Here is a 19,856-nt window from a genome sequence, read left to right as displayed (position 1 = left end):
CCGAAATTCCGTTGCCGGGGCCGGCGCCCCTGGCTCTAGTCGAACAGGCTGGAAACCGAGGTTTCCGTCGAAATCCGCTTGATCGCTTCCGCCAGCAGGGAGCCGATCGAGACCTGCCGGATCTTCGGCTCGTTCTCGATGTCTTCCGTCGCGCGGATGGTGTCGGTCACCACAAGCGACTCAAGCGCCGATTCGGCAACGCGTTTCACCGCGCCGCCCGAAAGGACGCCATGCGTGACATAGGCCGAAACCGACAGCGCCCCCCTGTCCAGGAGCACCGCGGCCGCGTTGCAGAGCGTGCCCGCGCTGTCGACGATATCATCGACCAGTATGCAGCGACGTCCCTCGACCTCGCCGATCACGTTCATCACTTCCGAAACGCCAGCCTTTTCGCGGCGCTTATCCACGATCGCCAGGTCGGCGTCAAGCCGCTTGGCGAAGTAGCGCGCGCGCACGACGCCGCCCACGTCGGGCGAGATGACCATCAGGTCGGATTCGTTGTCGAAATGCTGCTTGATGTCGTCGATCAGCACCGGCCCGGCATAGAGGTTGTCCAGCGGGATGTCGAAGAAGCCCTGGATCTGCCCGGCGTGAAGATCGACGGTCAGCACGCGGTCGGCGCCCGCCTTCTCGATCAGGTTGGCCACCAGCTTGGCCGAGATCGGCGTGCGCGGCCCCGGCTTCCGGTCCTGCCGGGCATAGCCGAAATAGGGCAGCACCGCGGTGATGCGGCGCGCCGAGGCCCGGCGCAGCGCGTCGACGCAGATCAGCAGCTCCATCAGATGGTCGTTGGCGGGAAAGGACGTGGACTGAACGACGAACACGTCCTCACCGCGGACGTTCTCGTGGATTTCCACATAGACCTCTTCGTCGGCGAAGCGTTTCACCGAGGCGTTGGTCGGACGGACCCCCAGATAATCGGCGATCTGGGCGGTCAATACGGGATTGCTGTTCCCAGCGAGAACCTTCATGAGACTGGCGGATTTTCCATGATGGCGACGACGGCGGCGGCGGCGGACTTGTACCAGCAAGGCCATGGGCTGTCCATCTGCCGTGACGCTTTTCTGACGGTCGGGGCGCCCTCCCGCCCGGACATGCGACTATGGGCTGAACCGGCGCAGCAGATCGGCAATCTCAGGTGCTGCAGCCGCGGCCGCCAGTTTCGCCACCACGCCCCACCGGCGGTCCAGCCGGCCCTTCGCCACGCGGTTCTGCTGCTGCAGGCGGCCGCGTTCCTTGCCCTCGGCGTCGTGCAGCAGCCATGTGATGGTGACCAGCTCGTTGGCCTCGTCCATGGGGCGCACTTCGACCAAGGCGCGCAGCACCGGCAGGCGCGCGCCGCCGCGGCCATCGTCGACAGTCACATCGAAGCGCCCCAGTTCGTGCGTCATGGCCGACTCCAGCGCCGCGTTGCCGTCGCCGGGCGCGCCCCGCGCGCCGCTCAGGATCAGCTTCGGCCCGGATTCCCTTGCCTGCGCCGGCGCGTCGAATCCGAGCATGGCGCCGATCTCGCCGATCGCCGCACGCGCCATCTGGCGGATGACGAAGGGATCCGCCTGCCGGTACGAGGCCCAGTCGACATCCTGGCGATAGGCGACGGTCTCGACCGGCGCGCCGTCGGGCGTGAGAAGCTGCCATTGCAGCGTCATCGTCGCGGTGCCGTCCTGCGGGGGACCGGCCGACGCCTGACCCACCAGCCGGTAACGGTTGGGCACCTCGTAGCGGATGGCCGCGACCTCCCGTGTGCGGAGTTCCTCGACCACCATGTCGGTCAGCATGTCCAGGGCGGCGCGATCCGCGCCCACCGCCGGATGCACGATCAGCGCCGTGGACGGCCCCGGCGGCGGCACCCCGCCGCCCTTGTCGGCGGGGCTGAAGGGCCTCGGCACGCTGCCGCAGGCCGCCAGCATCACCGCAAGCCCGGCCACCGCCAGCCAGGCTGCGGCCCTAGAAAATGACACAGCTCGCCATCGCGAAGATCACGAACACGATGACCAGCATGATCAGCCAGGGCATGGGGTCAGACCTGCACGAGATCGAGCGGATGGCGGCTGAGCGGACGTGAGCCCGTCTCCGTGACCAGGGACGTCCGGGCGAGCGTCATGGCGGTTCCGCTGTCGCTGTCGGCCAGGATCATGTGGACGAAGAACACCATCCCCGGACGAATCTCCACCGGATTGTCACGGTAGAACATCGGCCAGTCCATCCAGTTGGGTGCGAAGGTGGTCCCCAGGGCGTAGCCGCAGGCGTTGAGGCGATGGGCCCTGAGCCCGCGCCGGTCGAAGACGTCCGAATGGGCCCGGAACACGTCGCCCATCGTCGAGCCGGGACGCAGCCTGGCCTCGCAGGCCTGCAGCGCCTCCATGCTGGCGGCATGCAGGTCGCGGTGACGGCCGGTCGTGCGCCCGACGGTGAAGGTCCGCATCAGGGCGGCATGATACCGCCGGTAGACGCCGGCCCACTCCAGGGTGAGCTGATCTTCGGCGTCAAGGCGCCGCCGTCCCACCTGATAGCGGCAGAGCAGGGCGTGATCGCCCGAGCCGATGACGAACTCGTTGCCGGAATAGTCGCCGCCGCCCCGGAACACGGCCCCCTGCATTGCGGCCAGGATATCGCCTTCGAACGCGCCCGGACGCGCGGTTTCGAGCGCTGCGTCGAACGCGTCGTCGGCCAGTTCGGCCGCTCTCTCGACATACTCGATCTCGGCCGGACTCTTCACCAGCCGAAGCCGGCTGATCAGGAACGAGGCGTCGGTCATGGCGCAGAAGCCCTCCATGGCCCGGTCGAGCATCCTGAGCGATCTGCCCGTCAGGCCATAGGCCTCCAGCTCGACGCCGACGCGCGCGCCGTCCAGGTCCAGTTCGGCCATGATCTCGCGCAGATCGTCCGCCGGATTGGCGCCCTCCCGGTCCTCCCAGATGCGGATGTCCCCGACGATGGAGGTCAGCTGCGCCTGCCGGAGGTCGGCCGAACGCGTCATCAGCACCATGCGCTCGTCGGCGGTCAGCACCAGGCACTGGAAATAGACATAGCCGAAGGTGTCGTAGCCGGTGAGCCAGTACATGCTCTCCTGGCGGAAGATCAGCATCGCATCCAGCCGCTCCGCGCGCATGGCGGCGCAGGTGGCGGCGAGCCGCTGCCCGAACTCCTCGCGGCTGAAATGTAGCGCCATGTCCCTGTCAGGCCTTACCCGGCGAGCCGATGATCAGCGGCCACAATATTTCGGGGACTGTCGATCCGCAAATCATGGCGTCAGCATCACCGCCGCGACCAGCCGGCCATAGTCCGGCTCGCCGTGATGGACGCTCCGCCGGTAGCTGTAGAACAGGCCGGGTTCCGCGTAGGTGTCCCGCGCCAGATCGGCGAAATGCGCCGGCGCGACGCCCGTGGCCATGACGCGAGCCGCGATGTAGCCCGGCAGGTCGAAGAAGGGCCTGGGCGCGCCGTCCGGCTGGCTGAAGAAGCGTTCATTCCGAGGGTCGTCCGCAACGAAACGCGCGCGATATTCCGGGCCGACCTCATAGGACGGCTGCGCCAGCGCCGGCCCGAGGGCCACGCGGATCCGCGCCCTGTCCGCGCCCAGCGTCTCCATGGCGTCGATGGTGTTCCCGATGATGCCCTTCAGGGCGCCGCCCCAGCCGGCATGGGCCGCCCCGATCACGCCCGCCTCCGGATCTGCCATCAGCAAGGGTCCGCAATCGGCGGAGAGAACGCCCAGCGCCAGCCCCGGACGGTCGGTCACCATGGCGTCGGCCTTCGGCCGGGGCCCGGTGAAGGGGCCGTCGACCCGGACCACGTCGGCGCTGTGATGTTGATGGACGGTCACCAGATGCGCCGCGCCCAGCGCCCGCGCCACCCGCTCCCTGTTTTCGGCCACGGCCGCCGGATCGTCGCCCGAGCCCGGGCCGGCGTTGAGGCTGCCGTAGATGCCCTGCGAGACGCCGCCCCTTCGCGTGAAGAAGCCGTGGGCAAGGCCCGGCAGGCCCTCAAGCGTTGCGGCTGTAAGCGTCTTCATCGGCGAATCCTGCGGGCGTCAGCTGGTCGGCGGGCGAGACTGCCAGCGCCTTGAACAGGTGACCCATGAACTCCGGATCGGTCAACCGCCGGAATCCGGCGGCGAGCCCGTCGGCGGTGGCCTGGTCGGCGTTCTTCATGAGCTGGCCCAGCCGGGCCTCGATGCCGAGACGCAGCAGCAACTGGCGCTGGCCGATCGGTCCGTGGACCGCGGCGCCATCGCCGGCGGCCGCGCGCGCCAGAACGGCGAAGTCGACATGGGCGGTCAGGTCGGCGCTGCCGGGCTCGCTCAGCACCGGGTGGAAGGCATGGTTCCGCATCGCCTGCACCGTGTCGCCCGGCGCGCTGACACCGTGGCCATAATCGACGATCAGCGCCGCACCGCCCTGGCCGGCGATCCGCCGGCCGATCAGGGCTGCGGTCTCCTGGCCCGCCTCGCACAGCTCGAAGACCTCGCCGTCTGCAAGTTCCGGCGTGTCATAGGGCAGCGGACGGGCCAGCGGCGCATCGACGAAGGCAAGCTCGCCGCCGGTGAGGCCGACAGCGCGCTCGGCCAGCCCCTCGCCGCGGCGCGCGACCTGCCGGACCGGCAGGGCGTCGAAAAACTCGTTCGCGATCAGGAAAAGGGGGCCGTCGGGGAGGTCCTCGACGGTCCCGGCCCAGCGGGCCCCTGCCCCCTCGAGGCGATCGCGCTGCATGGCCTTGAGCGCCGGGCTGGCTTCCACGAGCCAGAGCGCCGCGTGCTCCAGCATTGCCGGCGCGGCGCGGCCGATGGCGCGCAGCGCATCCGCCATCAGCGTCCCTCTGCCCGGCCCGAGCTCGGCCAGGATGGCATCGCGGGGCTCGCCCGCGCGCTGCCAGCAGTCGGCCAGCCACAGACCGAGAAGCTCGCCGAACATCTGCGAGATCTCCGGCGCGGTGATGAAATCGCCACCGGCCCCCAGGGGATCGCGGCCCATGTAATAGCCGTGCACGGGATCGGTCAGCGCCAGCGCCATGTAACGGTCCAGCGGCATCGGCCCGTCGCGCTCGATCTCCGCGCGGATCCGCGCCTCCAGCCCGTTCATGCCGGTTGCTGCGGGCGGCGGAGCGCGCGCACGACGAAGTAGAGGCCGATCGCGATCATCGGGATCGAGAGCTGCTGACCTCGCGAAAGCCAGCCGAACAGGGGCTCGACGCCTTCGTCCCACTGGCGGAAGAACTCGACGATGAAACGCGCGGCGCCATAGCCGGCAACGAAGACCCCCATCACCAGCCCCGGACGGCGATAGGCGCCGAAGCGCCAGACCAGCAGATTGACCACTGCGAACAGCAGCAGGCCCTCCAGAAACGCCTCGTAGAGCTGGCTGGGATGGCGCGGCTGGTCGTCGGCGCGGGGGAAGATCATCCCCCAGGGCGCGTCGGTGGGCCGTCCCCAGAGTTCGCCGTTCACGAAGTTGGCGATGCGCCCGAAGAACAGCCCGATGGGCGCGACGGTCGACAATATGTCACCGAAGGCGAACGCCGGAATCTTCTTGACCCGGCAGAACAGCAGGCCGGCAGCGACAACCCCCAGCAAGCCGCCGTGGAACGACATGCCGCCCTGCCAGACGGCGACGATCTCGCCGGGATGGGCGAAGTAGTATTCCGGCGCGTAGAACAGCACATAACCGAGCCGGCCGCCGGCAATGATGCCGATCGTGGCCCAGACCAGGAACATGTCCGGGTGCTCCCGGCGCACCGGCGTGTCCGGCCGGTCGCCCAGACGCATGGCGTAGCGCCAGCCGATCACCAGCCCGGCGATATAGGCCAGCGCATACCAGCGGATCACCAGCGGTCCGAGATCGACGGCCACGGGATCGATGACCGGAAAGGGGATCGCGTACATGGCGCGGGGCGCGCTCCCTTGTGGTGTCCGCGCCTATTCGGCCCTGGGCTCTTCCTGGGCGGGCTGCGGCTGGCCGCCCTGGGCCTCGCCCGGCGGGGGCAGCGGCGAGCCGTCGATCTGGAACTCCTCGATCTCGGCGTCGTCGCGCAAATCGGCGATCAGGTCCCGGATGACCTCGCCGCTCATCTCCTGGCGGAGCTCTTCCTTCTTCTCCTCGAAGGTCGGATGCTCGCGGCGATCCTCGACCTTGATGACGTGCCAGCCGAACTGGGTCTTGACGGGGGATTCCGAGACCTCGCCCGGTTCCATCGCGAAGGCCGCAGCCTCGAACTCCGGCACCATCTGGCCCTTCTGGAAGAAGCCGAGATCGCCGCCTTGCGGACCGCTGGGCCCGGTCGATTTCTGCATCGCCAGTTCGGCGAAGTCGGCGCCCTCTTCCAGCTCCTTCATGACCGCACGGGCTTCGTCCTCGGTCTTCAGCAGGATGTGGCGGGCGTGGACGGCCGGTTCGGGATCCGCGGTCTTGACGTACTCCTCGTAGCGCGCCTGCAGCGCCGCCTCGTCGATTTCCGCCTCGATCCTGTCGAGCAGGAAATATTCGAGGATGCGCGAGCGACGGAAGGCCTCCACCTCCGCCTTCAGATCCTCGCTCTCGGCGACATCCGTCTCCTTCGCCGCCTCCAGCAGCAGGCGATTGTTCACCGCGCGGCGGACCAGCATCGGATAGAGCACGTTGATGGGCACCTGGCGGTATTGCTGCGGCAGATCCTGCATCAGCGCCATGACCTCGTCGAAGCGCAGTTCCTGGCCGCCGACGCGGGCCACCACCGGGTTCTCCTCGGCGGGCATGGCGGGCGCGGCCTGCTGGGTCTGCTGCGCCACGGCCGACGCCGCCGCCAGACCGATGGCAAGCGCCGTCGCGGCGCCCAGAACGCGGGACTTGAGCATGTCGGGATCCTGTTTCCGGAAACGATAGGGTCGCCGCCACACATATAGCTTCAGGTGCCGCGTCACAACCGCGGGCTCGGCCTCGGCGTCGCGTTGACAGGCGTTCCGGGCCCGCCTATGTCACGCACACGCAGTTCTCCCGGCCTCCGCTCGGCATTTCACGTCGATTCACGCCCCCCGGAGGGCCGGCATTCAGGGATACATTTCATGCTCGGCGCCATCGCCCGGAAAATCTTCGGTACGCCCAACGACCGCATCGTCAAGACCTATCTCAAGCGCGTGGAGCCGATCTCCGCGCTGGAGCCCGAAGTCGAGGCGAAATCCGATGAGGAACTGCGCCAGCGCATTCAGGAGATGAAGGCGGAGGTCGCCGGCGGCCGCGCCCTGGACGACCTGCTGCCCGAGACCTTCGCCATTGTCCGCGAGGCGGCCAAACGCACCCTGGGGCAGCGCCACTTCGATGTACAGATCGTCGGCGGCATGGCCCTGCACGAGGGCCGGATCGCCGAGATGAAGACGGGCGAGGGCAAGACTCTGGTGGCGACCCTGCCCGTGGTGCTCAACGCTCTCACGGGCAAGGGCGTCCATGTCGTCACCGTCAACGACTACCTCGCCCGGCGCGACAGCGAATGGATGGGCGAGATCTACCGCTTCCTGGGTCTGACGGTCGGCTGCATCGTCAACGGCCTGAACGACGCCGAACGCCGCCAAGCCTACGCCGCCGACGTCACCTACGCCACGAACAACGAACTCGGCTTCGACTACCTGCGCGACAACATGAAGTTCAGCCGCGGTGAGATGGTGCAGCGTGGCCACCACTTCGCCATCGTCGACGAGGTCGATTCGATCCTGGTCGACGAGGCCCGGACGCCGCTGATCATCTCCGGCCCGGCCGAGGGCTCGTCGACGCTGTACAAGACCATCGACCCGCTGATCCTCGAACTGTCCGACGAGCATTTCGAGGTCGACGAGAAGGCCCGCGCCGCCACCCTGACCGAGGAAGGCCAGGAGTTCATAGAGAGCCGGCTGGCGGAGCTGGAGATGCTGCACAGCCCCAGCCTCTACGACATGGAGAACGTCACCGTCGTTCACCATGTCAACCAGGCGCTGAGGGCGCACAAGCTGTTCAGCCGCGACACCGACTACATCGTCCGCGACGACAGGGTGATCATCATCGACGAGTTCACAGGCCGCATGATGGAAGGCCGCCGCTACTCGGAGGGTCTGCATCAGGCGCTGGAGGCGAAGGAACAGGTCACGATCCAGCCGGAAAACCAGACGCTGGCTTCGATCACCTTCCAGAACTACTTCCGCAGCTACGACAAGCTGGCCGGCATGACCGGCACGGCATCGACCGAGGCGGAAGAGTTCGAACAGATCTACAAGCTGCCCGTGGTCGAGATCCCGACCAATGTCCCCGTCGCCCGCAACGATCAGGACGACGAGGTCTACCGCAGCGCCCAGGAAAAATATAACGCGATCATCGACCTGATCGAGGATTGTCAGAAGCGCGGCCAGCCGGTGCTGGTCGGCACCGTCTCCATCGAGAAGTCCGAGACGCTTTCGGAGCTGCTGAAGCAGCGCAAGATCGAGCACAGCGTCCTGAACGCGCGGCATCACGAACAGGAAGCGCAGATCATCGCGCTGGCGGGCCGGTCGGGCGCCGTCACAATCGCCACCAACATGGCCGGCCGAGGCACCGACATCCAGCTGGGCGGCAATCTGGACATGCGCCTGGCCAACGAGCTCGAGGACGTGAAGGACGAAAGCAAGCGTGCGGAGCTGGAGGAGAAGATCCGCCGCGAGGTCGAGGAGGACCGCCAGAAGGTGCTTGCCGCCGGCGGGCTGTTCGTGGTCGGCACGGAACGCCACGAGAGCCGGCGCATCGACAATCAGCTCCGCGGCCGCTCCGGCCGTCAGGGCGATCCGGGCGCCTCGCGCTTTTTCCTCAGTCTGGAAGACGACCTGATGCGCATCTTCGGCTCGGAGCGCATGGACACCATGCTGCGCCGTCTGGGCCTGAAGGAGGGCGAGGCCATCGTCCATCCCTGGATCAACAAGGCGTTGGAGAAGGCGCAGCAGAAGGTCGAGGCGCGCAACTACGACATCCGCAAGAACCTGCTGAAGTTCGACGACGTGATGAACGACCAGCGCAAGGTCATCTACGAACAACGCCTGGAGCTGATGGATGCCGAGGACGTCTCGGAGACGGTCGTCGACATGCGGCGCGAGACCGTGGACACCGTCGTCGCCCGGCACATCCCGCCCAACGCCTATCCGGAGCAGTGGGACACGCAGGGGCTGGAGGAGGAGATCCGGCGCATCTTCGGCCTGGACCTGCCCATCGGCGACTGGGCCGGCGAGGAAGGCATCGCCGACGAGGAAATCGTCGATCGGGTGAACAACGCCGTCGACCGCCACATGGCGGAGAAGGCCGCGCGCTATACGCCGGCGATCATGCGTATGGTCGAGAAGAGCCTGCTGCTGCAGATTCTCGACCAGACCTGGAAGGAACACCTGCAGCAGCTCGACTTCCTGCGCCAGGCGGTCGGCCTGCGCGCCTACGCCCAGCGTGATCCGCTGAACGAGTACAAGGCCGAAGCGTTCGAGCTGTTCGAGGGCATGCTGAACCGCATGCGCGAGACCGTGACAGGCGCCCTGTCCAACCTCGAGCTCAGGATGGACGAGCCGGAACAGGCCGTGCCGCAGCCGCGCGGGCCTTCGCAGGACGAGCTGGTGGCGGTCCACCCGGAAGCCGGCGGCGTCGATGACGCTGCCGCCGCGGAGCAGGGCGACACCCAGACCGTGGTGCGGCGCAAGGCCGAAGCCGCCAACCCCGACGATCCCTCAAGCTGGGGACGCGTCCGCCGCAATGCCCCCTGCCCGTGCGGTTCGGGCAAGAAGTACAAGCACTGCCACGGCGCGGCCTGAGCCGCCCGCCGTCCCGTCAGTATCGGCGGACGCGCACCGTATTGCCGCCCGAACGGAAATAGACCGTCGAGCCGCGGCGGATGCGCAATCCGCTTGCGGCGGCCCGGTTGCGGCCGGTGCGCGCGAGCACTTCGGCGCGGCCGGCGTCAAGGGCGTGCACCCGCTCGGTGTTCCAGGCGTCCATCACCAGCTTGCGGTAGCGCAGGGCGCGTTCGGGCGTGCGGCTGTGATAGAAGGAGACGGCGCGCGACCATGAACGCGTCTCCTCGAACAGCTCCTTGAGGAACCGTGCGGCATAGTCCGCGTTCACGATCGGCGTGAAGGCCTGCCGCAGATCCCCGAACGCGTCCGGGTGATATTTCTGGTTCACCTGCATGCAGCCGATGTCGATGCTCCTGACGCCCTCCGACTTCAATCGCTCGACCTTGGCCATGGCCTCTTCGCGGGTCTCGAACCAGTGGCCCGTCCCCTCGGCATTAATTGTCCACGGCCAGGCAGTCTTTTCCGCCCCGTCCGGCAGCATCCGCCCCGATTCGACGACCGCGATCGCCGCCAGCAGACCGGCGGGGATGTTGTGGCGTTTCTCGGCCAGCAGCGCCGCATCGCGGCAGATCACGGCGCGCGCGCCATCCGCTGGATCGCCAAGCGCCGCGGCGGCAGCCGGCGCGGCCAGGCAGAAGAGAGTCATGACGGTACGCAACAGGTGCATGAGGGAACTCCGGAGACAGACGAACTGCCAACCCTGAAGCAAGGCCCGGGCCAGCCAGAGGAGCTGCATTGCGGCAGCGCAGCGTGACGCCGCGTCCTTTCGAATCCGGGACGTATTTTTCGCGCTGCAGCACGATTTTCCTTGTACAATCTCGCAGATGCGAGATAGGATTTCGACCGTGATAGTCGCTTGATCGGTGGCTATCACAGCCCGATTTTCGGGCGTTTCCTCCCTAGACTTGGGCCGTTCCCTCACGGGAACGGCCCATTTTTTCTGACCTCGACCGATGCGCCGCTCCCCAACTATGCTGCATTGCGCAAGCCACGGCAGGACGGGATAGGCCATGGATCGGGACCTTGCAGAAACTGTCGGGCTTCTCGCCGGCGACGCTGTCGTCACACGGACGCTGAATCTCATCGGCGAAGCCGCGCCGGCCGGCGCGTGGCTGGTTTCGGGCGCCTTGTACGGCGCCGTCTGGAATGCCCTGACAGGCCGCCCCGCCGGCCACGGGCTGAAGGATCTGGACATCATCTATTTCGACGCGTCGGATCTCTCATGGGAAGCGGAGGATCGGGCGGCCCGCCGCCTGGCCGCCGCGGCGCCCCTGACGGACCCGCCCATCGAGCTCCGCAACCAGGCCCGCGTCCATCTCTGGTACCGCGCGCGCTTCGGCGCCGGCTATCCCCGGCTGACTTCGGCGCTCCGGTCCCTGGACTACTATCCGGCCACGGCGCAGGCCCTCGCCGCGCGGCTGTCCCGAACCGGAATCGAACTGCACGCGCCCTTTGGTTGCGCCGATGTACTGAATCTGCGGCTGCGGCCCAATCGCCGTTTGCCCAACGCGGCCAGCTACGAACGAAAGGCGGCGCGCATCGCCACGCTCTGGCCGGAGGTCGGGATCGAACCCTGGTAGCGCCCCGAGGGGCTACTCCGCCGCCGAACGCATGCTCCAGCCCTCGATCCGGCTCAGGGCTTCAACCATGTCGGCCAGGTCTCCGGCCAAGCGCGTCATGCGCGGCAATCGCCGGTAGCGCGCTTCATCCATGTAGATCGCGCGGTTGATCTCGATCTGCAGCGCGTGCAGACCGGCGGCGGGCCGGCCGTAGTGGGTGGTGCAGAAACCGCCCGCATAGGGCGCGTTGCGGCTGACCGCATAGCCGCGGGCCGAAAGGAACTCGTGCGCCAGGTCGCTCAGGCCCCGGGCGCAGGAGGTGCCGAAACGGTCGCCGAGCACGATGTCCGGGCGCTCGCCGGCGCGGCGGCGCTCCGTGGGCAGCGCCTGAGACGGCATGGAATGGCAATCGATGATGATGCAGACGCCGAAACTGGCGAAGGTGTCCTGCACCATGGTCGACAGCGCGTCGTGATAGGGCCGGTAATAGCGCCGGATCCGTCGCTCCGCCTCCGCGTAGCTGAGCTTCGAATGGTAGATGTCCTCGCCGCTGGAAACCACACGGGCGATGGTGCCGAGCCCGCCGGCGACGCGCAGCGAGCTGGTGTTGGCATGGGCCGGCAACGCGTCGGAGAACATCTTCGGGTCGAGTTCGTAGGGCTCCCGGTTGACGTCGCAATAGGCGCGCGGAAACAGTGCCCTGAGTAGCGGCGCGCCGCGGTCGGACGCGGGCATGAAGATCTCGTCGACGAAGCTGTCTTCCGATTTCCGGATGGCATGGCGGTCCAGCCGCGAGGCGGCCAGGAACTCCGGCGGATAGGTCGATCCCGAATGGGGCGAGGCCAGTACGACGGGCATCGTCTGGACGTCGGGAAGGCGCGCGTCGACCGGCGGGTCGATCAGGCTATGGCTGGGGTCGATCTGCATCGGAATCCGTTGCTGGAATGCGCGGCGGCGGCATTAACGAAATCATGGCCAATTCGATGATAGGACGCGGGGTGCCGGCTCGCAAACCGTTCCCTTCGACCACCGAACGGCGTTATCGTTGCGGTCGAGGGAAACACGCGGCCGAGCGCGGTCACGCCAAGGGGAAGTCACATGGCGCGGATACTTCTGGCTGAGGACGACAACTCGCTCCGGCCTTATCTGGCGCGGGCGCTGCGGCGCGACGGGCACGACGTCGTGTCGGTCCGCGACGGCATGGAAGCCCTGATGCACCTGGGCCCCGACAAGTTCGACCTGCTGCTCGCCGACATCGTCATGCCGGAGCTGGACGGCATCGAACTCGCCCGCCGCGCGGAGCGCGCCGACCCCGGCATCCGGGTCATGTTCATCACCGGCTTCGCCGCTGTCGCCATGCAGTCCCACCGCCAGGGCAAGCACGCCGCCAAGGTGCTGTCGAAGCCCTTTCACCTGAAGGACGTGGTCGCCGAGGTGAAGCTGCTGCTGGCCGAACGGGGCGTCGCAACCACCGGCCGGGGGCCGGGCGACCCCGGCGCCTGAGGCCGACGCGGCGTCACCCCCCGGACATCCCCTGCAGGGCAAAAAAGAGCCTTGCATGGCTTCCGGAAATATCCTATTTCGACGGCCTCTCACGCGGGCGTAGCTCAGGGGTAGAGCACAACCTTGCCAAGGTTGGGGTCGTGAGTTCGAATCTCATCGCCCGCTCCAATTTCTTCCAATCATTACAGGCCGTTAGGGCCAGTGTAGACCTTCCGCCAATCGGCGGGGATTGGCGCGAATCGGCAGAACGGTGCATGAACGTGCACGGATAGGCGTGCAGAATCCGTGCACCTGTATTTCCGGTCCGTTCCGGTCCAGATTGACGAAATGCCAGGCGGCTCACGCACATTGCTGGATCTTGTCGAGGACCGGATGATCGATATCCGGTGCGGACGCTGCGACCGTGTCGGCCGTTATCGGCTGCACACCCTGCTCCGCCGATTCGGCCACGGGAAGGCGATCCCCGACATGCTGACGGCCATCCGCAACGCCGGCGCCTGCCCTCGGCGAGGCGATCGATGGGACGGATGCGCCCTGGCACTCGAGAAGCCGAAAATTCCGCGCGCGCCCGAACGACCATCGGCTATTCGGAAGCCGTGAAGTCCGGCGTCAGGCGCCGGACCCTGTCCGCGGCCAGCTCGCGCCATTCCGGCGCCGGCAGCGGTTTGGAGAAGAAGTATCCCTGCAGGCGGTCGCAGCCATTGGCGACCAGCCAGTCGGCGATTTCCTGCGTCTCGACGCCCTCGGCGACGATGTCCATGCCCAGGTCCTTGCCGAGTTGGATGGTGCGGCGCACGAGAATCGCGTCGCGCTCCGACTCCAGGACGCCGCGGACGAATGACTGGTCGATCTTCAGCGTGTCGGCCGGAATCTTCTTGAGATAGGTCAACGACGAGTAGCCCGTGCCGAAATCGTCGATGGCGATGCGGACGCCGGTTTCGCGGACCCGCTCCAGCACGGGAATCAGCCGTTCCAGATCCTCGATGATCGCGGTTTCCGTGATCTCGAGCTCGAGCAGGGCGAGGTCGGCGGGATCGTCGCCGAAGGCGTCGTGCAGCATCTCCGGAAAGCGCGGATCGGAAAGGTCGCTGCCCGAGATGTTCACCGAGAAGTGGAGCCCCGCCCGGGGCGTCATTTCGCGGATCTGCGCCATATGGTCCCTGGCGGCCTCGAAGCACAAACGGGTGACGTCGAAGATCATCCGCGACTGCTCCGCCAGCGGAATGAACCGGCCCGGCATGATGAAGCCGCCGGCTGGATGCGGCCACCGAACGAGGAGTTCGGCGCCCCACAGCGAACCGTCTGCGCCGAACTTCGGCTGGGCGTGGAAGATCAGCCGCCTCTCGTCGATCGCCCCCCGCAGCTCCGACAGCAGGCGCAGGTTGTCGCGCTGGGCGCCGTCCTGCTCGGAATCGAACAGGTGCACCGTCCGGTTCGGAGCCTGGCCGGCGCGCGCGATGGCGGCGAAGGAGGCCCGCAACAGTTCTTCCGGATCGGCTCCATGTTCGGGATAGGTCGCGATGCCGATCTCGCAGTCCACCAGCGCAGGCAGCCCGCCCATGTCCAGGGGCGCGCGCAGCGCCGCCTGCAGGTCGCGCCCCACCGCCACCGCCGCGTCCTCGGTCGTGTTGATCAGGAAGCAGAGGAACCGCGACTGTCCGCCGCGCGCGAGAAAGCCGCCTTCGGGAATGGATCCGCCGATGCGCTGCGCGCAGGATCGCATCAGCATCTCGTAGGCGTCGACGCCGAAGGACGAATGTATGTTGTCGCCATTTGTCAGGCTGAGGTGGATGACGGCATGCCCGCCGGTGGAGCCGCCCTTCGCCTCCAGCACCTCCCGGATATGGCGCCGGAGCGGCGCGGCGAGCGGCAGTTCGGTGCTCGCGTCGTAGTTCGCCAGCCGGAACCGCTCCTCCCGGCCGCGCAGCACGAGGCGGTTGAGCAGGCCGATGATCACGCCGATGGCGCAGAGGTAGAGGCCGCGAAACAACCAGTTCGCGGTCGGTTGCAGCTCCCCGGCGGCGACGTCGAGGGGCATCAGCGGGCCCATGAGGATCATGCCGACAAGCCCTGCGGTGAAGCCGCCTATCTCGTCATAGCGGAAGGCCGCCAGCAGGATCGGAAAATAGATGGCGTGCAGATGGGCGTACTTCGTGCCGCCGTCCGCGTACACCAGTAGCCAGGCTCCGGCGAAGGCCAGCAGGATCAGGGGTATCGCGACCCAGTGGCGGCGGAACAGGCGGATCGCCTGGGTGACCGGTGCAGTCTTCGTATCGATGAACGTGGCCGTCGTCACAAGGGTCATCACCGCCACTTTTTTGGGGCCGCCGAGACTACGCCCCCGAGCGACCTATGGTTCACCTGCAGCAACAGAGAAATGGCCCTCGTTTCCTATCTGAGTAGTGCGTGCATACCTTGTCAGGGTTGCGCTAAGCGCAGAGCCAATACGCTCAGCGGTTGTTTCAAGCGTCACGTTCCGGCATCGACCGGTGGAACGGGTGCAGCCTGGCTCTGGACACAAAAAAAGGGCGGGACCGAAGCCCCGCCCCTTAGTTTCGAGGGTCCGACCGGGAGGCCGTCAGCCCTCGGGTCCGGATCCTTGGCCGTCGCCCTCGCCGCCCAGATCCAGGGCGTCGATCGCGGCCCCGCGCTCGGCGATGCGGTCGCGGAAGACCTGCAGCTCCGCCTCGGTCGGCGGCCGGTTCTCGGCCCGCAGCCGCTCGACCAGGCGGTTGGCGGCGCGCCAGCGCGCGGTCGCGTCGTTGACCGTGACCGCCAGCGCGACCGCTTCCGCGGCCAGGCGGGCGACGATCGCCAGATGCTTCGCTTCCATCAGATGAGCCCTCCCTCGGCGGCCGGGACGCGGCGGTGTGCGAGGACGGCAAGGCCCCGTCCGGGCGGATCGGCGATGCGGAGCGCCAGGTCGCGGCCGGTGCGGGCCCGGACGATGTCGAGCAGGCGCTCGATCGCCGAGACGGCTGCCCGGGCCAGGCTTTCGCGGTCCCCTGCCCCGCCGGCGATCGCCCGGTCATGGGCCAGCACGGCGGCGCGGGCGGTCTGTTCGGCCGTGCGGATCTCGCGGCGGACCTCGATCGGCACGGTCTCGGTCCGCAGCAGGCCGAGCACCCCGGTCTGGATGGCGTCGTAGCGCGCCAGCAGCTCCAGGTTGAGCTGCGGCGGCGTTTCCGCCTTCGAGCGCAGCCCCTCGCCCACCACGGTGCAGCCGGCGAGCAGGGCGAGGCCGAGGGCCAGCGCGACCAGGACCGCCAGCGGCGAGGCCTGCAGCGTCGGGCCGTCCTTCGGCGGTTTCGGATCGCCCGGCCGCATGGCGATCGTGGCCTTGAAGCGGGCCGGCAGCACGCCGGCGACGAACTCCAGCCACTTGTAGACTTTGCCGACGATCCGGTCGTCGACCGGCGTCGCCGTGCGCTTGACGACCTCGAGGGCCACGCCGCGAAGCGCGAACAGCGCCGCCAGCGCGAGCGCCAGCCAGGTCAGGATGGTATCGAAGTCCATGGGCGTCTCCTTTCGTGATGGCCCGAACGGCAACGGCCCGCCGGTGGGCGGGCCGTTGATCGACGTCTCGGTTGCGGGGAGGCGGTCAGTCGGCCGGCGTGAAGTCCACGTTGTAAGTCTGGCCGACCGCGAGTTGAGCCGCAGTCTCCGGGTTCACGAGACCGAGGCTGAGGGCGCCATAGGGGGTGAACCGGAAGAAGCGTTCGTTCTCCTCGCTGTTGCCGACCACGGGAGACGCCTTGATCTCCCAGCCGTCTCGCTTCTCGATCTTCTCATCGATCGTGAATCGCGCTCTGATCTTCATCGCTATTCCTTTCAGGTTGCCGCCAGGTCCGTCCGGAAGATCCGGTCCGGCCGCCAGGCGGTGGGGGGAAACAGGGTCCGGAAGGCGTCGGCGTAGTCGGCCTCGGTGGCCGCGCCGAGATGCGTGTTCCAGTACTTCTTGGCGTAGCCGGCCAGGCCGTCGACGTCGCCGGCGGCGGGCAGCGCCTCCGGCCGGCGCCAGTAGTGGATCCGCGCCGCGATCGTGGCAAAGACCATGTCACCCATCAGCCGATCGGCCGGCATGTGTCCGCCGGTCCAGAGCTGCAGCTTCTCCCACAGGGTCCGCGAGACGCCGCCGGCGCGCCGCGCCCAGTTCAGATTGTCGGCCAGGGTCGGCGGCTCCATCTGGCCCAGCCCCCGGGCGGGCCCGAAGACAGGTCGCCCGGCGTCGAAGCGGGCGACCTGGCGGAGATGAACGAACCAGCTCTCGTGCGCGTCCGTCATGCAGATCAGCTGTACCGCGGCCAGGTCGTCGAAGGGCGGGCCCAGCCAGTCCAGCGTCGGCCAGATGACGTGGTCGCGGACCTCGCGGGCCCAGGCGGATGTATCCATCAGCGCAGTTCCTCCAGCTTCTTCTCGTTGACAAGGTCGCGGAGCAGGATCAGCGCCGCGTCGATCTGGGCGACCTCGCGCTTCAGCAGCCAGGTCGAGAGCGCCACGGCGGCGGCCAGGCTGGCGGTGAGGACCCAGTTGCGCAGCCGGGCGTTGCCGAGCTGGCGGCGCTGTTCGGCCAGTTCCCGCGCGGCCTCGGCCTCGACCTCGGCCCGGACCCGCGCCTCGATCGCCCGCTGCTCCACGGCCGTCGACGCCGCCCTGTCCTTCTTGACGAAATCGGTCAGCTCGGCGATGCCGCGGTTCGCCGTTTCGACGCCTTTCAGGGCCTCCTGCGCCAGCCGGCCGTTCTCGCGCATGGTGGCGTCCCCGCGGGCGAGCCGTTCCGCCATCTCGACGTGGCCGCGGCCGCAGTCGCGGACATGGACTTCGAGGCCGGCGGCGACGCGGTCGAGCGCCGCGGCCATGGAGCGGCCGGCCTCCTCCAGCGTCGCGACCCGTTCCTCGATCGGGCGCGGGCGGGCGGGCGGCATTACCGCACCCCCTCAATCGGCCACCCATGGCGGAAGGCGACGCGCGGAGCAGAGTCGGCAAGGCCGCGCAGTATAGAAGGCGGGACTCCGGTCATCGGCCGAACCTCCAGTCAGACATTGGAAATTTCCGGGGGCGGGTGGACCCGTCGATCAAACCTTCCCTGACCGCAACCCCCGCCGGCCAGGGCGGGGGATCATTCCTCGACCACCACCCGCTGAAGGCCACTGTCGGCGAGGAACGTGTCGAAGCCGACATCGCCGGTCTGCACATGGTCCAGCAGCGCGGCGACGACCTCGCCGACCCGCACCTCGGTCAGTTCGTACTCCGACCAGTCCACGGGTGGCAGGGCGCCGCCCTGCGCCGCGCTCAGAGTGTCGAGGAAACCCTGCGTCGCCCAAGTGTGACAGCCGTAGTGGGAGGCCGGCGCGGCACCGTCCGCAGACAGCGGCACGCTGAACGTCCGCCCGGGCCAGACATCCCAGCCCAGCGCCACGGCCAGCGCGTTGGCATCATCCTGGGCTGCGGCAGGGACGGCGAGGGAGACCGAATAGGGATGGCTGCTCATAGCGTCACCCCTGATTTGCGAGCCTGATAGGCGTCGAGGCGGGACATCTCAGATGCGGTGAGGGCCTTGTTCACGAGCACGTAGGAATAGATGAACCCGCTGAAATCGAAGGAAGCGGTCGTGTATTGTCCGATTTGGGGGGCGTCGAATGTCGATGTGCTCGGAACAGACGCCTCCATCCGCCCGAGGTGCCGGCCCTCCAGCAGAGTGTGTAGATCGCCTTGATTCGCAGGCGTCTCTAGGTTCCCGTCGACGTAAGTATTGTTCAGTGTCAGGTCATTGGACACTATAGTTGTGTTCGTAGACCCATCGTTAGCAGCCGTGATGAACGGTGTATTAGCGCCCCGCTGACTAACGTAGACATAGGTTGTGTCGCTATTGCTATCTGCACCGAACGCCTGCGTCCAGACCTGGCTGCCGGCCGCGGGCGACAGATCCAGCGCACTTCCGATGTTTAGAAAATCATCGACGCCATCGAACTGCAACCAGTGCAGCCCGCCGCTGGTCTTGTACACCGGGCGCGCAGCGGAGGTGGATTGCGTCGCGTGGTTGCCGGCGATTTCCCTGATCGACACATTGTCCCACAGCACGGTCTCGTCGCTGACCCCGCTGCCGTTGTCAGCGAACAGCCTTAGCGCAAGGCCCGTGTTGTCGGCCTGTACGATAAGCTGGTGGGTTCCGGGCGATAGATTGCTCGCCGTTACACCCCATGTGTCGCCAAGATTTGTGCTGTCTGCAGCAGATATTCGAGCGCCCGAAGTGCCGGAGACGTTAACCTCGATCAGATCGACAGTGATCTTGTAGAATTTCCCGGATTCAACAGTTGCGACGTAGCGGGCTTCAGCAAAGTTGTCACCTGCCGGAACTTCCAGCACCAGATTACCTGCCACCGCACTGATCGATCCGCCGCTGGATCCAGCCCAGCCGGTCGTGTCCGTGTCGAAATCACCGTTCGTCACCAGCTCCGCACCGAGCGCCAGTGCCTTCGACTTGTCGAGCATCAGGCCGACAGGATCGCCGTCCGCCGTGACCGGGGTTGTGCCGACTGAGTCCTGAAACAGTGTGGACAGGTCGCTCGGGTCGTACCAGGCGCCTTCCTCGCCGCCTGCGAACAGGAAAGCCAGGCCGTCGTCGCGCGCGCCAAAGGGCGATCGCATGCCGAACGGCGAGCGAATGCCGAACGGGTGGCCCATCAGTCGTGGCTCACCGTGATCGTCCCCGCGTCCCAGCCTTCCCACGGCCGGGCCCAGATGCGCTTGGCGCCGGATAGGGGCGTCTGACTGCTCAGCGGGCTATAGCCCTCGCCTTCGCGGACGCCGTAGATCCAGCCCCCGGCGTCCGCGGCGGGCGGCGAGTCATTGACGGTGTAGCGAATGACGAAGAGGCCCTTCCAGACCTGGAACTTGGCCGAGGTTGCATCCCCGTTGGTCAGCTCGGTCCAGCCATTGTTGTTCGCGGTCGACTCGACCGGCACGGGTTCCTGGTTTCTGCTCACATTGGC

General features: G+C 67.4%; 21 protein-coding genes and 1 tRNA gene. 4 read left to right on the top strand and 18 right to left on the bottom strand.

All coding sequences use genetic code 11. The features are described 5' to 3' along the window. Positions 1–35 precede the first annotated feature (35 nt). From CWC60_RS06985 to CWC60_RS06955, 7 genes are all read right to left on the bottom strand, one after another. A complete protein-coding gene (locus CWC60_RS06985; protein ID WP_109793264.1) occupies positions 36–971 on the bottom strand; it encodes a ribose-phosphate pyrophosphokinase in 936 nt (311 codons plus the stop codon). A gap of 129 nt (positions 972–1,100) precedes the next feature. After that, positions 1,101–1,961, bottom strand: coding sequence for a hypothetical protein (locus CWC60_RS06980; protein WP_125182740.1), 861 nt, complete (start codon positions 1,959–1,961; stop codon positions 1,101–1,103). A 59-nt stretch (positions 1,962–2,020) separates the two neighbouring features. Beyond that, positions 2,021–3,172: a M24 family metallopeptidase gene (locus CWC60_RS06975; protein WP_109793262.1), complete on the bottom strand. Its 1,152-nt coding sequence runs from the start codon at positions 3,170–3,172 to the stop codon at positions 2,021–2,023. Between the two features lie 72 nt (positions 3,173–3,244). After that, entirely contained in the window at positions 3,245–4,015 is a 771-nt protein-coding gene (pgeF, locus tag CWC60_RS06970; RefSeq protein ID WP_109793261.1) for a peptidoglycan editing factor PgeF, read from the bottom strand. After that, complete coding sequence (locus tag CWC60_RS06965) at positions 3,987–5,081, bottom strand: class I SAM-dependent methyltransferase (RefSeq protein ID WP_109793260.1); 1,095 nt, start codon at positions 5,079–5,081, stop codon at positions 3,987–3,989. The genes pgeF and CWC60_RS06965 overlap by 29 nt, the downstream gene beginning before the upstream one ends. Then, on the bottom strand, positions 5,078–5,881 hold the full coding sequence (gene lgt / locus CWC60_RS06960; protein ID WP_109793259.1) for a prolipoprotein diacylglyceryl transferase: 804 nt from the start codon (positions 5,879–5,881) through the stop codon (positions 5,078–5,080). The genes CWC60_RS06965 and lgt overlap by 4 nt, the downstream gene beginning before the upstream one ends. Before the next feature lie 33 nt (positions 5,882–5,914). Beyond that, on the bottom strand, positions 5,915–6,829 hold the full coding sequence (locus CWC60_RS06955; protein ID WP_109793258.1) for a peptidylprolyl isomerase: 915 nt from the start codon (positions 6,827–6,829) through the stop codon (positions 5,915–5,917). 207 nt (positions 6,830–7,036) lie between these two features. On the opposite strand from CWC60_RS06955, the gene secA reads away from it, so the two are divergent. Beyond that, positions 7,037–9,760 (top strand): preprotein translocase subunit SecA, encoded by a 2,724-nt coding sequence (secA, locus tag CWC60_RS06950; RefSeq protein ID WP_109793257.1) that lies wholly within the window; start codon positions 7,037–7,039, stop codon positions 9,758–9,760. Positions 9,761–9,776: 16 nt separating this feature from the next. Here the strand turns inward: secA and CWC60_RS23525 are convergent, their stop codons facing one another. Then, on the bottom strand, positions 9,777–10,469 hold the full coding sequence (locus tag CWC60_RS23525; protein WP_164516416.1) for a transglycosylase SLT domain-containing protein: 693 nt from the start codon (positions 10,467–10,469) through the stop codon (positions 9,777–9,779). Positions 10,470–10,812: 343 nt separating this feature from the next. Here CWC60_RS23525 and CWC60_RS06940 point away from each other — a divergent pair, with 343 nt between their 5' ends. Then, a complete protein-coding gene (locus CWC60_RS06940) occupies positions 10,813–11,382 on the top strand; it encodes a nucleotidyltransferase family protein (protein ID WP_109793256.1) in 570 nt (189 codons plus the stop codon). A gap of 12 nt (positions 11,383–11,394) precedes the next feature. Here CWC60_RS06940 and CWC60_RS06935 read toward each other — a convergent pair whose 3' ends face one another. Further along, the gene (locus CWC60_RS06935) at positions 11,395–12,288 is read right to left on the bottom strand and encodes an N-formylglutamate amidohydrolase (protein ID WP_109793255.1); all 894 of its coding nucleotides are present in this window, start codon (positions 12,286–12,288) and stop codon (positions 11,395–11,397) included. A gap of 171 nt (positions 12,289–12,459) precedes the next feature. Between CWC60_RS06935 and CWC60_RS06930 the strand changes: the two genes are divergently transcribed. Both CWC60_RS06930 and CWC60_RS06925 read left to right on the top strand, forming a co-directional pair. Beyond that, a complete protein-coding gene (locus tag CWC60_RS06930) occupies positions 12,460–12,864 on the top strand; it encodes a response regulator (RefSeq protein WP_109793254.1) in 405 nt (134 codons plus the stop codon). Positions 12,865–12,957: 93 nt separating this feature from the next. Beyond that, a tRNA-Gly gene (locus CWC60_RS06925) sits at positions 12,958–13,032 on the top strand. 415 nt (positions 13,033–13,447) lie between these two features. On the opposite strand, the gene CWC60_RS06920 is transcribed toward CWC60_RS06925, so the two are convergent. From CWC60_RS06920 to CWC60_RS06880, 9 genes are all read right to left on the bottom strand, one after another. After that, on the bottom strand, positions 13,448–15,169 hold the full coding sequence (locus CWC60_RS06920; protein WP_109793253.1) for a putative bifunctional diguanylate cyclase/phosphodiesterase: 1,722 nt from the start codon (positions 15,167–15,169) through the stop codon (positions 13,448–13,450). 273 nt (positions 15,170–15,442) lie between these two features. Beyond that, the gene (locus tag CWC60_RS06915; RefSeq protein WP_125182739.1) at positions 15,443–15,697 is read right to left on the bottom strand and encodes a hypothetical protein; all 255 of its coding nucleotides are present in this window, start codon (positions 15,695–15,697) and stop codon (positions 15,443–15,445) included. After that, on the bottom strand, positions 15,697–16,380 hold the full coding sequence (locus CWC60_RS06910; RefSeq protein WP_109793251.1) for a hypothetical protein: 684 nt from the start codon (positions 16,378–16,380) through the stop codon (positions 15,697–15,699). Before CWC60_RS06910 ends, CWC60_RS06915 begins: the two co-directional genes overlap by 1 nt. Before the next feature lie 85 nt (positions 16,381–16,465). Then, positions 16,466–16,684 (bottom strand): hypothetical protein, encoded by a 219-nt coding sequence (locus tag CWC60_RS06905; RefSeq protein WP_109793250.1) that lies wholly within the window; start codon positions 16,682–16,684, stop codon positions 16,466–16,468. An 11-nt stretch (positions 16,685–16,695) separates the two neighbouring features. Beyond that, complete coding sequence (locus CWC60_RS06900) at positions 16,696–17,256, bottom strand: hypothetical protein (protein WP_109793249.1); 561 nt, start codon at positions 17,254–17,256, stop codon at positions 16,696–16,698. Next, a complete protein-coding gene (locus tag CWC60_RS06895; protein ID WP_109793248.1) occupies positions 17,256–17,789 on the bottom strand; it encodes a hypothetical protein in 534 nt (177 codons plus the stop codon). Before CWC60_RS06895 ends, CWC60_RS06900 begins: the two co-directional genes overlap by 1 nt. A 194-nt stretch (positions 17,790–17,983) precedes the next feature. Further along, on the bottom strand, positions 17,984–18,355 hold the full coding sequence (locus CWC60_RS06890) for a hypothetical protein (RefSeq protein ID WP_109793247.1): 372 nt from the start codon (positions 18,353–18,355) through the stop codon (positions 17,984–17,986). Continuing rightward, positions 18,352–19,548 carry a hypothetical protein gene (locus tag CWC60_RS06885; protein WP_109793246.1) on the bottom strand — a complete coding sequence of 399 codons (1,197 nt, stop codon included), beginning with the start codon at positions 19,546–19,548 and terminating at the stop codon, positions 18,352–18,354. Before CWC60_RS06885 ends, CWC60_RS06890 begins: the two co-directional genes overlap by 4 nt. Next, positions 19,548–19,850 (bottom strand): hypothetical protein, encoded by a 303-nt coding sequence (locus CWC60_RS06880; protein ID WP_109796357.1) that lies wholly within the window; start codon positions 19,848–19,850, stop codon positions 19,548–19,550. Before CWC60_RS06880 ends, CWC60_RS06885 begins: the two co-directional genes overlap by 1 nt. Positions 19,851–19,856 lie beyond the last annotated feature (6 nt).

This window comes from Minwuia thermotolerans, assembly GCF_002924445.1.
In the GTDB taxonomy this organism is placed as follows: Bacteria; Pseudomonadota; Alphaproteobacteria; order Minwuiales; family Minwuiaceae; genus Minwuia; species Minwuia thermotolerans.
Note: the sequence above shows the minus strand (reverse complement) of the source record. Positions and strands in the feature narration are given on the sequence as shown.

Bases quoted from the DNA above. Each gene is read 5' to 3' on its own strand.
- CWC60_RS06965 (WP_109793260.1), bottom strand. From the start codon at position 5,081: ATGAACGGGCTGGAGGCGCGGATCCGCGCGGAGATCGAGCGCGACGGG.
- CWC60_RS06895 (WP_109793248.1), bottom strand. From the start codon at position 17,789: ATGCCGCCCGCCCGCCCGCGCCCGATCGAGGAACGGGTCGCGACGCTG.
- CWC60_RS06955 (WP_109793258.1), bottom strand. From the start codon at position 6,829: ATGCTCAAGTCCCGCGTTCTGGGCGCCGCGACGGCGCTTGCCATCGGT.
- CWC60_RS06930 (WP_109793254.1), top strand. From the start codon at position 12,460: ATGGCGCGGATACTTCTGGCTGAGGACGACAACTCGCTCCGGCCTTAT.
- CWC60_RS06985 (WP_109793264.1), bottom strand. From the start codon at position 971: ATGAAGGTTCTCGCTGGGAACAGCAATCCCGTATTGACCGCCCAGATC.
- CWC60_RS06900 (WP_109793249.1), bottom strand. From the start codon at position 17,256: ATGGATACATCCGCCTGGGCCCGCGAGGTCCGCGACCACGTCATCTGG.
- lgt (WP_109793259.1), bottom strand. From the start codon at position 5,881: ATGTACGCGATCCCCTTTCCGGTCATCGATCCCGTGGCCGTCGATCTC.
- CWC60_RS06920 (WP_109793253.1), bottom strand. From the start codon at position 15,169: ATGACCCTTGTGACGACGGCCACGTTCATCGATACGAAGACTGCACCG.
- secA (WP_109793257.1), top strand. From the start codon at position 7,037: ATGCTCGGCGCCATCGCCCGGAAAATCTTCGGTACGCCCAACGACCGC.
- CWC60_RS06915 (WP_125182739.1), bottom strand. From the start codon at position 15,697: ATGGAAGCGAAGCATCTGGCGATCGTCGCCCGCCTGGCCGCGGAAGCG.
- CWC60_RS06905 (WP_109793250.1), bottom strand. From the start codon at position 16,684: ATGAAGATCAGAGCGCGATTCACGATCGATGAGAAGATCGAGAAGCGA.
- CWC60_RS06935 (WP_109793255.1), bottom strand. From the start codon at position 12,288: ATGCAGATCGACCCCAGCCATAGCCTGATCGACCCGCCGGTCGACGCG.
- CWC60_RS06975 (WP_109793262.1), bottom strand. From the start codon at position 3,172: ATGGCGCTACATTTCAGCCGCGAGGAGTTCGGGCAGCGGCTCGCCGCC.
- CWC60_RS06885 (WP_109793246.1), bottom strand. From the start codon at position 19,548: ATGGGCCACCCGTTCGGCATTCGCTCGCCGTTCGGCATGCGATCGCCC.
- CWC60_RS23525 (WP_164516416.1), bottom strand. From the start codon at position 10,469: ATGCACCTGTTGCGTACCGTCATGACTCTCTTCTGCCTGGCCGCGCCG.
- CWC60_RS06910 (WP_109793251.1), bottom strand. From the start codon at position 16,380: ATGGACTTCGATACCATCCTGACCTGGCTGGCGCTCGCGCTGGCGGCG.
- pgeF (WP_109793261.1), bottom strand. From the start codon at position 4,015: ATGAAGACGCTTACAGCCGCAACGCTTGAGGGCCTGCCGGGCCTTGCC.
- CWC60_RS06890 (WP_109793247.1), bottom strand. From the start codon at position 18,355: ATGAGCAGCCATCCCTATTCGGTCTCCCTCGCCGTCCCTGCCGCAGCC.
- CWC60_RS06940 (WP_109793256.1), top strand. From the start codon at position 10,813: ATGGATCGGGACCTTGCAGAAACTGTCGGGCTTCTCGCCGGCGACGCT.